This is a genomic window from Methylobacterium sp. AC433, from assembly GCF_979253015.1.
Genome location: NZ_CEEDBN010000014.1, coordinates 79,605 through 91,159 on the forward strand (window position 1 = coordinate 79,605; position 11,555 = coordinate 91,159).

Genomic DNA, 11,555 nt, shown 5'->3' on the forward strand with positions numbered 1-11,555 from the left:
GTCGCCCCCTCGGCGACTTCGACTCGGGGTGGGGACCGGACCCGAACCCTTCATCTTGAAGCGGACGCTCCGCCCCCGACTCAACCTCATCGTTCAGCCCATCTTTTTGTCTACCCGTAAGCGGCCGCGTTGCTGGATTCCGCGTTCTAGATGTTTGGTCCCGGTATTTGGTGGAGCGGATTTGACCTGAAGCGGGAAGGCTCTGCGGACCATGCTTTGCAGATGGCCTCGTAGGGCGTAAGGCCGCGCAGGGTCTTCAGGCGGCGGCCAAAGTTGTAGGCGCTGACAAAGTCGGCCAAGTGAGCGCGGAGCTGCTCGTAGCTGTCGTAGTGATAGCGTTTGACCGTCGCGTCCTTGATCGTGCGGTTCATCCGCTCGACCTGACCGTTGGTCCAGGGGTGACGCGGCTTGGTCAGGCGATGGTCGATATCGTTGCGGGCGCAGGCGGACTCGAAGCTATGAGCTCGGAATGTCTCGCCGGCCGCGATCGCCTCCTTGATGATGGAGGCGGCCGAGGCAACATTGCCGGGCGTGGTGAAGTGGGTGCCGTTGTCGGTGAGCACCGTGTGCACCTTGTAGGGCACGACCTCGATGAGATGGCGGAGAAAGTCGCCCGCAACCCTTCGCGTTGCCTTTTCGTGGAGCTCGACGAAGGCGAATTTGGTCGTGCGATCGATGGCGACGAACAGGTAGAGCCGGCCCTCCGCCGTGTGGACCTCGGCCAGATCGATATGGAAGTAGCCGAGCGGGTAGGCCTTGAAGCGCGACCGCTTGGGTTTGTCACCGTCGACCTCCGGCAATCGGCTGATGCCGTGGCGCTGCAGGCAGCGATGCAGGGACGAGCGGGTCAGGTGCGGGATCGTTGCCTGGAGCGCGTAGAGGCAGTCGTCGAGCGGTAGAAGCGTGTGACGCCGAAAGGCGACCACGACTGCCTCATCCTCGGGTGACAACACCGTCGAACGCGGATCCTTCGGACCTGTACGCTGGTCGACGACGGAGGTCGCTGCCTCCACTTGGCGACCGTCTTCTGGTTGATCCCGTAGCGCTTCGAGAGAGCCTTCAGGCTCGCTTGACTATGCTGGATCGCTCGACGGATCGTCTCAGTCGTTGTGGCGCTGCCGTGAAGAACCTGGCCCATAGCGCGTCCCTCCACTCCGACGTGAAGAATGCACCATCAAACCCCGGGATCAAACAACTAACCCTGACTGACGGAAAGTTGCAAGTCTACTTTTTTAGGCCTTGCTATGTAAGCTCATCCATTCCTGCCGCTTGCATTATTATATTAACGCGAAACGCTTAAACATCTCACGTCTACCTCCGGAAAACCCGCCTACATAATATTTGCAATGGCAAAAATTATGTACTTTTATTGATACATTGACGCTACATAATGATTTAAATTGGTTATTCAGAGTAACTACTTTCTATAGATTTATACCTAAATAGACTAAGATGTCCTTCGAATCGACAAGAACCGCAACTTGCCACAGCAAACACAAATAATTGGCAAAATCAAACGAGTTCAGTATTACAGGCTTGCTGCCGTGGTCATGTTGAATTAATTTAATTTCTCACATGCGCAGATCGAGAGCAATTGAATCTGCTAAGAACTTCATTGAGAAAACAAATGACCGTTCAGTCCAGGTTGAAGAGAATGTCAGGTTTATTCGTCCTGGCAATGTTGGTCATTCTATTCGTTCAAATTCATTGGTTATGTTGGTATTATTTTGACGTCGACATTGATGCTCAGAAATTACTTGCGGAAGCGGCAACAAGCGGCGCAGTTGGATTAATCTACGGCTTCCTACCAGAGGCTAATAAACGGTTCTTACGACTTAAAGGGCGTTCGGTCCTAAATAGTCCTACCACGCTCATTGCTTTTATAATTTTCGTCGGAACAGTTACGGTTGGTGCTCTAACTATAAACAGAACGAAGCTGAAGTGGCCGCCCGGCCAAATCAACATCGCAATTGATGGCTTGTCCCTAACCGCCGGCACTTGGCGTGAAACTTCGCAGAATTCGACATCGCTATACGGATTTCCATTGCAGCAACGTACGGTCAAGCTCGGCGACTTCTCGGAGAGCATCAGCTTCCGGCCGCTGGTTCCACTTGTCTACGAAATCCCCGAAACGGCCGTCTACCCATCCCGGAGCGAGTATCGACATATCACGAGGCTGCTAGCCCTTTCGTTTTATCAGCTCGTCGAAAATCGGTTTTTAGGAGAGGCAAAGACACGGTTTACAACGGACGAAGGTAAAAAATATGTCGATCTGAACGCCGTGTATCCGATCATCGAGCTCTGCTTTAATGGAAGCGATATTGCTCGAAGTGGTGACAAACTGTTAGGACTGCTGAAGCAGGAAAGTCCCAATACAGGATGGTTGCCGCTGCTGTCAGCGTGTCTTCACTACGCCAGAGGCGAGTTTGACAATGCCGTGGTAGCATTGGAAAATTTACCGCAAAATATTTCGCCGGTTCTTTTGAATGCAGCGATCTTTTTTAAGTCTGTAAACAAGCTTCGTGGCCATATCTTGAAGTCTAACCGCGGCGAAAAGGTCAATGAAAACCTTTTGACACAAGCGATCTCTGGTTTTCAGGAGGCCGCGAACACTTCAGAAAGGATCGATGATATTTACTTCAGGGAAATTGCGAGCGGGAGCGCGAATATTTTTCGAGGAATAGCTTATGTCTATCGCCACGATAACGATCAGGCGTTCCTGGCTTTCAAAGCATCTGCCAAAAGTACCTATCCCGAAATCAAAGCTCGATCGTTTAGCGACATGGGGTATGTATCTCTACTACGCGGCAGTCTGCCCGATGCGAAGAGTTACTTTACGAAGTCCCTAGAGATCGACCCAAAGTTTCCATATGCACGAACGAACATTGGTTATGCAATGCTGGCCGATGGGCAGTACAGCGATGCGCGCGACCTATTCGTCAAACTAGCGAACGACGCCGATCTGCGACGCGAGAGCAGGCGAGACGTGATCCTGTCCCAACTCGCAATCGCACATATCGATGCAGAAAAGGCTCCCGGCGGAAGTCCGAATCCAGCAGCCTACGATACGCCCTTAAACGAACTTACTATCTTCAACTACGAGGGTATTTCGCCAGCGCTGCTTCGCTTGATCAATATACGAATCGCCATTGCCGACAAGATATATATGAGCCATGATTACTATGGATTAGAAATGTTTGCGTTGGCAATGTATGCTAGAGCTTACATTGAATCAAAGAGCTTATCTAGAAATCAAGAAGCATTTGCCGCCATGAAGAAAGCGGGGGATGCGTTCAAGACGGTCGCAGCGGGCATGGATCCCCGGTGCTTCATCTTTCATACCACTTCGGGATTCTTCAAGCCCGTTACGGATGTAGCGCAAGAGCTTAATCTGACGGCTTCGAGTTTAACGGGTAGCCCCTCCGCACAGTGAATGTTTTGGACACATTGCTCGTCAGCTTTAGAGAGGATGATCCATTTTGCTTTGCGTCCGAGGTGGTCATGAAGCCAGTGACGGTCACGCTCCGAACAAACTTCTGGTTTCGCCGCCTGAATTCCCAAAAGCAGACTAGCAAAAGTTCGCCCAACCAAGACGTAGGCCCCCCTTCATCAAGCTGCCGCTAAGCAAACCCTCCGATGGTCTGTGAAGGGCCGAAAGTGGCCTCTGCAGCTATGTCTGCTTCAACGCATCTGCAGTCTGGAAGTCGGCAGGTGAGAATCCAACCATGTCGGCAGTACTGTGAATAATCGTCGAATGTTCACCTCTCCAGAATACAGATCAATACGTTGAAATTAGTGCTGAATTTTGCTCCAAAGTGGGGCCACCATTGGCACTGATCTTGACCCCACCTGTGTGTCGATTTTTGTAGAACTATGAATGAGTTAGCTTAGATTTTGCTTGGGTCATGCTTCGAAGCCGATCAACACACGTACGCAGAAGCGCCTTCTGCTACAGGGCCGCTACGTAAGTTGAAAGTCTATCAGAAAACGCACTCATACAACGCGTCCAAGCCGTTCAAGAGACATCCTATTCCGGGCTTGGTTCAGAGACAGAACGTCAGCTTCCCAGGCAGAGATATAAGTCTTTCGATTTTGTCTGCGCGAAATAAGCTGCCCTGGTTGTGAGCTCTCCGGTACCAAGACGTGTTACCATGCAGGGACAAAGAGCTCGTTCATCAGTGGTAGCCTGAGGTGTCATGGACTGGTTCGAGCGCCTAACGGGGTTCCGGGAAACCAATTATGCAGAGACCCAAAGCCGGCTATCCGTTGCCAATGGTCAGCTTCAAAGCCTTGACACCGACCTGAGTTGGACGGTCGGAACACTCACGCTGCCGTCCCTCGCCGAACTTCGGGCTGCCACGAGAACCTCGCATAACCCCGGCAAACTCCGGCTCTCAATCGCAGAGGGCGATGTTCGGGTCATGCACCGCTTGCCGGAAAACAGCGGCGCCCTGTTCCAGGTCGCCTCGCAGTTCAACATGCTTGAGATGGTCGGACCTGAAGTGACGCCTGAGCGGGGCGTCACCGGCTATCAGCACGATCGGACACAGGGGCCCGCCTGCGCTATGGCTGCCGGCGCCGCCACGATCTACCGCAACTATCTGGTACCAGTAGGCCGTGAAGTCGGGCAGACGGCCGAACGGCAGCTCAACGGCTTGGAAGACCTCGGCGCCGCTCTTGCACAACGTCTTGGCACCGACGTCGCATCGCTGTGGACGATGCGCAATGGTTACGCCCTACCTACGTCGGACGGACTTGAAGCTGTAACTGACCATCTACGAGCAGCGGGCCGCGAGACGTTGGACGAGCTCCGAGGCCTGCTTCGGGTCGGCCTACACACGGACGTAGAAGTGACGGACGGGCTTGGGCCGCGCCCGCTTGTGAGCCAAATCTTTTGCTCCGCGTTGCCCGTCGCCTATGGGATAAGGCCAGCTGCAGCCTGGGCGTCCTTGGCGCGGCTGGTGTTGGAAGCTGCTTACGAAGCGACTTTACTGGCCGCATCGCTTAACGCGGCCCGAGGCGTCTCAAAGCGTGTGTTGCTTACTCGCTTGGGAGGCGGTGCCTTCGGCAACGCAGATGAATGGATCGACGATGCTATGATGCGAGCACTGCAGCTAGCGGCTGACCACGATCTCAATGTAGCCGTTGTCACCTATGGAAAGCCATCGCAGAAACTCATAGACTTTGTGGAATTCACCAGAAACTAAAATTGTTTATAGCCATCTCAAGCCGCCAATTAGATTTGATTTTTAATCAAAGTTGACCCACGTCATTTGAATATACACAGGCGCCGATCATACGTACACACACCGAGTGTGATTTTGATAAACCTCGATAGCATATATTTTGGGCCGCTCTACCGAAGATGATGAGCTTAGATTGAAAGCAATTCTACGTCGCCCTTGAAGGCATAGACCTCCTGGGGGCGCGGAATTTTCGAACCCAGGTCTGCCTTAGCACGCTTGATGGTGCTTATCGAAACGCCTCTCAGCACTCCTTTCGAGCGGTCAAGCATCTCAACGATAAAGCGTGCGGAGGAATGTATTGGCTCACCGTGGTCATCGAAACTTAGAACGACGTCTCGCGTTCCTTTATAATCAGGCCGCCTCTCTACATACGTCCAAAACGCGATGAGATATGTAGCAGCGATTTTCTCGAGACTATGGGGCCTTCGAGGCAAGCGATCGCTGACATTTTGCAGGCGATCTGCGTTGACGCTTAAATCATTACAGATCTTGTTGATCTCTCCGACATCCAAATATCGAGACGAACTCGATATTTCTGCAATCGATTTTCTCAAACGACGGACCGAATTACCTAATTTCTTATGCAATTCCTCATACTTAGCAAAGGCATCATCGTGAAAAGTCGATGCGAATGCGATGAGATCATGGCGTGCGGCTGTAATTTCCGCCAGCTCAAAGCCATAGCGTTCTGCAGCCCGAGCATCGAGCGCCACTTCGCTTTCTTCGTCGCCGACCCAATCGGCCTCTTTCAGGTTTTTCCGAGCCAAAATGTACCTCGAAATTGGCGGCCCATTTGGACCCTGACCAAACTTATCCATTCGGCTCTAGTCTAGCTGTCGGAGCCGCCCTCCGGCAAGGCGCAACAGACGGAGAGGAACGCGATGAGACCGCCTGCGGACGATGAGCAATGCAGTAAGCTGCTCGACTTCATCCGATTGATCATACGTGAGGAACTGAGAGTCACCAAGGACCAGGGCCGAGCCGAGTGGCTGACGACGGAGCAGGCGGCGATCCTGCTGCAGATCTGCCCAACTTCGCTTGAGAAGGCGCGAAGCATGGGGCGTGGTCCGCTCGCTTCGATCCCGCACCATAAAATCGGACGATCGGTGCGCTACGCACGAACCGATGTCGTTACGGCAGTTGCAATGCTGCGGGTGCCCGGCCGAACGATCACTGCCTGATCTAATCCAATCCCTGACAGTCTGAAAAACAAACACCCCTTTTCATGGGGAAGGCGGAGCTATGTCCAACATCGATCAAAACCGGGTTGCAGATGCAGCCCTTAGAGATGCACGGAAGATACTTCAGAGATGGTACCCTAATGGCATCATCGTCGGCGACGAGTTCTGCATCGGAGACATCTACGGAAGCAAGGGACGCAGCCTTAAGTTCAACTTGCTGACCGGAATCTGGAAGGATTTTAGCAATGGCTCGCATACAGGTAGAGGCATCATTTCGCTCCTAGCACAGAAGGAGGGCATCTCTTTTTCAAAGGCCGCCCAACGCCTTGCTGGCGAGATCGGATTGGGTACTGGCGCCGGTATCTCGAACGACCGTTCTGAGAACAGTCGGACAGAAGAAGCGGTCGCTCCTGTGCCCTCTGACGCACAAGAACCGAGGCTCGCTGTCGGTTCTCCCCATCCGAATCCTAAGTTCGCTGATTATCTTATGACAAGCTGGTGGCGATACCTAGATGGTGAGGGCTGCCTACTCTTTTTCACGGTTCGGTTCGACAAGGCGGGTCAAGTCAGTGCGGAACGCAAGCCCGCAAAGATGGTCTGGCCCTACTCGTATCACGGCGGGAAGGGATGGCGATGGAAAGGCTGGGGCCGACGCTGCAATCCTTTATATGGGCTCGACAAGCTCTTCGCCCATCCAGATGCTCCCGTTTTGCTCGTCGAGGGTGAGAAAACCGCAGACGCTACTGCCATTCTGTTTCCTCAACACGTGGTTGTCACTTGGTTAGGTGGCACCGGACAACTCGGTAAAGCTGACTTCTCACCTCTTCAAGGTCGGGACGTCGTGTACTGGCCTGACGCCGACGAGCATGGCCTAGACACAGTCGAACCAATCGCGAAGAAGAGCAAGCAAGCGGGCGTCCGAGAGTTGCGGGTCGTCAGCCTGCCCCAGGACCTACCCCTTGGGTGGGACCTGGCTGATGAAGCGCCATCTGGGTTAGACCTGCTTGAGTTGGTGCGAACGGCCGGCGTACCGGCAATGGGCTTCGAGGCTCTCTTACGCGACCTTGGTTCGGACGACTTGATCGAGCGGTTGGCGTACAATGTTGAGACGGACCAATTCATCGACCTCGCCAGTGGGTACCGTGCTCAAAGCGCCCAGGTAAACGCGCTCTTTCTTCATCGCGAAAAGCGAATGGCCACGAAGTTGCTCGCGGACGATCGGCTGCGCAAGGTCCAGCGATTCACGTACAGACCGGGTGACGAGAATAGGATCGTACGAGAGGAAGGTGGCCTTCAGGCACTCAACCTGTGGATGCCCTCGCGCGTCACGAGACGGTCGGGAGACGCTTCTCCGTTCGTCGAGCATCTCCGTTACCTCTGCCCCAGCGATGAGGAGTTCGAGCATCTCGCGAACATGCTGGCCTTCATGGTTCAGAGGCTCGGCGAGAAACTCATGAGTGCCATCGTGCTCGTCGGGCCGCAAGGCACCGGGAAGAGCTTTGTCGGACACGTCATGCGGGAGCTACTAGGAGCGCACAACACGGCGGAGGTGACATCCACGCAAATCAAGTCGGACTTCAATCAGTTCATGGAAGCCAAGCTTCTAGTCATCGTCGAAGAAATAATGGCGCTAGGCCGAATTGAGGTCATGAACACGCTGAAGCCCTATATAACACAGCCGACCTTGACAATCAACGCAAAACACTTAAGGCCTTACACCATCGAGAACCTCTCTAACTTTCTGTTCTTGTCAAACTTCGATGACGCTCTAAAGCTTGAAGATCGAGAGCGACGCTACTTTATCGTGATGAGAGACGGTCAGCCGATGCCGCAGGAATACTACGACCGCCTTTGGGCATGGGAAAAGGAGAATCGAAGCGTAATCCTCGACTGGCTGCTCTCACGCAATCTCAGCAGGTTCAATCCCGCCTCCAGGCCGCCGGTCACAGAGGGAAAACGCCGCATGGTCGAGGCGAGCCGGGACGACACGGAGATCCTGGTAGCGGAATTGATAGAGGCGCGCGAGGCACCGTTTGGGCACGACCTAGTCGAACTAAAAGTGGTGCACCCCGCAATCCGGGAAATATCCCGCGGTACGAACCCATCGCGGCCAATGGTAATGCGAGCCTTGCGTGCCGCTGGGGCTGTCGAACTGGGGCAAAAAAAGGGTACTGTTGACGGCGTCGACATTCGACCGTCTTTATGGGCGGTCCGAGACGGAGATGCTTATCGCAAGATGTCTGCACAAGGCGTCATTGAGCATTTTGCCGCACAGAGCGCGAGCGGCGCCAGGAGGCCCAAATTGGACAACCCGGAGATAGAATTTTGATCCCTTTAGACTACCTGGCTAACTAGATATAACTAGTTTTAACTTATTGCCCAACATTGATGGGTCAGGGCGAGGGGGAGATTATACTCTCCGTTCTGGCCTATATTTAATAATATTATCAAACTAAGTTATAAGCTGTTAGTTCTAGTTAGTCTCTTAGTCTTTCACTTAGTCAGAACGAGCGCATCATAACAACGTTCGTCAGAGTTGGCTAGCGGCCTAGAATCGCCGGCACCCCATGGCCGGCGTTAAGCGAGCATGCCAGGCGCGATCAGCATGCTCTAGGATCAACGAGATTGATCCAGAGCGGCTTTCTGGGTGAAAGATGGCACCCCACATCCGAGAAAGACTGGATGCTGTCGGTGGTCTCCTGTTGGATGTCGACGTAGTTGCACGTCCGACTTCTGTGTAATGTCCTGGGTAAGACCCTCATCGGCCTTTGTTCCCTAGGCAGAAATCCCTCAGGGCTATGCCTCAGCGCTTGGCGGGCGCAACGGCGGCATCAGCGTCGAACTTGCCGAAGACCCACCCGATGCTTCTTACGATCTGAAATGTCCTATCTCGAGGTCGGCGCCCTGCACGTCACTCCCGCCGATACGGACGACCTCGCCCAGGTCGGGCGCCTGGCGCAAGCCGTGCAGGCTGCCACCGGCGACAGCGTCGATCTCGCCTATGTCGACCAGGGCTGCACGGGCGAGAAGTCGGCCAAGGCGGCCCGCACGCACGGTATCGAACTCGAGGTCGTCAAACTACAGGAAGCCTAGAGCGGCATCCGATCATGTTGGATCATATGCGTCGTAGCCTGCGGCGGCGAGATACCGGCGGCATTCGGCTGGCGTGAAGTGTCCGAAGGCTTGTCGGATCGTGTCCCAGAGGTCGCTGATCGTTCGAGCGGCCTCGGCTCGAAGAATGGCCTTGAGCTTGGCGAAGGCGAGTTCGATCGGGTTGAAGTCGGGGGAATAGGCCGGCAGGTAGAGCAGCCTCGCCCCAGCCGCCTCGATGCGTTCGCGGATGCCGCTGACCTTGTGGGCGGGCAGATTGTCGAGCACGACCGTGTCGCCGGGCCTGAGGGCTGGGACGAGGGTTTCTTCGATATAGCCGCGGAAGCGAGCGCCGGTCATCGGTCCATCGAAGAGTGCGGTGGCTGTCAGGCCGCTGGTGCGCAGACCGGCGGTGACCGTGATGGTTTTCCAGTGCCCGAACGGCACCGCAACCCGGCAGCGTTCGCCGCGCGGAGCCCGCCCATAGCGGCGGACCATCTTCGTGTTGGTGGCGGTCTCGTCGAGGAACACGAGCTTGTCCGGGTCGAGATCGAGCTGGCGCTCGAACCAGGACAGGCGCGCGGCCTTCACGTCCTCCCGCTCCTGCTCGGCGGCGTGACCAGTATTTTTTTGCGCGTGATGCCGTGGCGCTTGAAGAAGCGGGACAGGCTGCTGACCCCGACCCGCAGACCCTGTTCGGCCAAACGGTCGCGCAACTCGTGCAAGAACAGCTAGGGCTGCGCTTGGTAGGTCTGCCGGATCAGGTCGGCCTGCGCCTCGATGGTGTGCGAGCGTTGATCGCCGCCCATCGGCTTGGCGTGTGTCCGACCCTCCTGCACGAAGGTCCCGTGCCAGCGCACGGCGCTGGCCGGGCTGACCTCGAAGCGCCGTGCCGCTTCCCGGCGCGAAGCCCCCGCCTCAATCGCGGCCACGACACGCTCACGCAGATCAACGGACAGGGCAGACGCCATCGGCTCTCCTCCTCGGAAAGCCGCGCATCGAATCACAACCTCGGCCCAGCGAGAATACCAGACGATTCAAGCCGGTCGGTGCCTGCTCTAGCGCGGCTTCCTCCTGCTGCCGCGTCAGTGGGTGGTCGAGCGCTCCTTCGCCTGAGCGACCCGCTTCCGTCGTCTCGTCAAAGATTACGACCGCTATCCCAGCACGCTGGCAGACCTCCACATCGTCGCCTTTGTCTGCCTCATCCTCAAACAGACCGCTCAACTCGCGGCCGGATCATACCAGCCTCTAGGGTCTGTCATCGCTTGAGCCAATCGAGGGCCGCGGCAAGACAGAGGACGCCCATGAAGCTGACGGTCGTCTTCTCGTAGCGTGTTGCGATGGAGCGCCACTCCTTGAGCCTGGCCCAGAGGCGCTCGACCTGGTTGCGGTTGTTGTAGATCCAGTCCGGGCAGGCGACGGGTGCTTCGTGGCGCTGAGGCGGGATCGCGGGCCGCGCGCCCATGTCCCAGATGTGCTCACGAAAGGCGTGGCTGGTGTAGCCCCGGTCCCCGACGACCCACTTGGGCACACCCGGAAGCTGGTCGAGCAGCGGAACCGCATGGGGCAGTTCATGGGCCTGACCGGGCACCAGCCGGAAGGCGATGGCGCGACCGCGTCCATCCGCGATCACGCAAGCCTTGGTGCCATAGCCGCCACGTGAGCGGCCAAGAGCTTCACGAGCATCTCGCTCGGGCCCAGATCCCCCCTTTTGGCAGCTCCCGCCGCCTTTTGGTGCGCTCGCATGTTCGTGCCGTCCAGGAACACCATCCCGAGTTGGACGCCCCGCTCCTGCACGAGGCCAAGCAGTCGCTCCCAGACGCCGGCACGGGACCAGCGGATGAAGATCTGCGCAGCGCGCCACCAGGGTCCCAGATCCTCCGGAATAGCCCGCCACTTGGCCCCGTTCTGATGCCGCCAGAGGATGGCTGAGAGCGTGCGCCGAAGATCCTGTGGGGGCGTCTTGGCCTTGGGCCGGCAGGCCTCCACCAGCGGCTCCAGTTCAGACCACTGCGCGTCGCTCAGCATCGTCCCTCCT

Annotated in this window: 6 protein-coding genes and 4 pseudogenes; 6 read left to right on the plus strand and 4 right to left on the minus strand. The window is 56.1% G+C overall.

Features of this window, described 5'->3' with window-relative positions; translation table 11 throughout:
• Positions 1-146: 146 nt before the first annotated feature.
• Positions 147-1,138: pseudogene (locus AC0IWM_RS18190) on the minus strand (IS481 family transposase).
• A 489-nt stretch (positions 1,139-1,627) separates the two neighbouring features.
• Between AC0IWM_RS18190 and AC0IWM_RS18195 the strand changes: the two are divergent.
• Together AC0IWM_RS18195 and AC0IWM_RS18200 are read left to right on the plus strand one after the other, a co-directional pair.
• Positions 1,628-3,433 (plus strand): tetratricopeptide repeat protein, encoded by a 1,806-nt coding sequence (locus tag AC0IWM_RS18195; RefSeq protein WP_471757245.1) that lies wholly within the window; start codon positions 1,628-1,630, stop codon positions 3,431-3,433.
• 763 nt (positions 3,434-4,196) lie between these two features.
• On the plus strand, positions 4,197-5,207 hold the full coding sequence (locus AC0IWM_RS18200) for a hypothetical protein (protein WP_471757247.1): 1,011 nt from the start codon (positions 4,197-4,199) through the stop codon (positions 5,205-5,207).
• A 167-nt stretch (positions 5,208-5,374) separates the two neighbouring features.
• Here AC0IWM_RS18200 and AC0IWM_RS18205 read toward each other — a convergent pair whose 3' ends face one another.
• Positions 5,375-6,064, minus strand: a complete 690-nt coding sequence (locus AC0IWM_RS18205; RefSeq protein ID WP_471757249.1) for a hypothetical protein — start codon at positions 6,062-6,064, stop codon at positions 5,375-5,377.
• A gap of 63 nt (positions 6,065-6,127) precedes the next feature.
• On the opposite strand from AC0IWM_RS18205, the gene AC0IWM_RS18210 reads away from it, so the two are divergent.
• From AC0IWM_RS18210 to AC0IWM_RS18220, 3 genes and pseudogenes are all read left to right on the plus strand, one after another.
• A complete protein-coding gene (locus tag AC0IWM_RS18210) occupies positions 6,128-6,427 on the plus strand; it encodes a helix-turn-helix domain-containing protein (RefSeq protein WP_471757251.1) in 300 nt (99 codons plus the stop codon).
• Positions 6,428-6,488: 61 nt separating this feature from the next.
• The gene (locus tag AC0IWM_RS18215) at positions 6,489-8,756 is read left to right on the plus strand and encodes a DUF5906 domain-containing protein (RefSeq protein ID WP_471757253.1); all 2,268 of its coding nucleotides are present in this window, start codon (positions 6,489-6,491) and stop codon (positions 8,754-8,756) included.
• A gap of 572 nt (positions 8,757-9,328) precedes the next feature.
• Positions 9,329-9,517 (plus strand): annotated as a pseudogene (locus tag AC0IWM_RS18220) (IS5/IS1182 family transposase); the annotation flags it as partial.
• A 15-nt stretch (positions 9,518-9,532) separates the two neighbouring features.
• Here AC0IWM_RS18220 and AC0IWM_RS18225 read toward each other — a convergent pair.
• A pseudogene (locus tag AC0IWM_RS18225) lies at positions 9,533-10,488 on the minus strand (IS630 family transposase).
• Between the two features lie 91 nt (positions 10,489-10,579).
• Between AC0IWM_RS18225 and AC0IWM_RS18230 the strand changes: the two are divergent.
• Positions 10,580-10,786: pseudogene (locus tag AC0IWM_RS18230) on the plus strand (hypothetical protein); the annotation flags it as partial.
• Here AC0IWM_RS18230 and AC0IWM_RS18235 read toward each other — a convergent pair.
• Positions 10,776-11,545, minus strand: a protein-coding gene (locus tag AC0IWM_RS18235; protein WP_471757255.1) for an IS5 family transposase whose coding sequence is annotated in 2 segments (ribosomal slippage) — positions 10,776-11,230 and positions 11,230-11,545 — 771 coding nt in all. Because the reading frame shifts where the segments join, the coding sequence is not laid out codon by codon here. The pseudogene AC0IWM_RS18230 and the gene AC0IWM_RS18235 overlap by 11 nt on opposite strands.
• Positions 11,546-11,555: the final 10 nt, after the last annotated feature.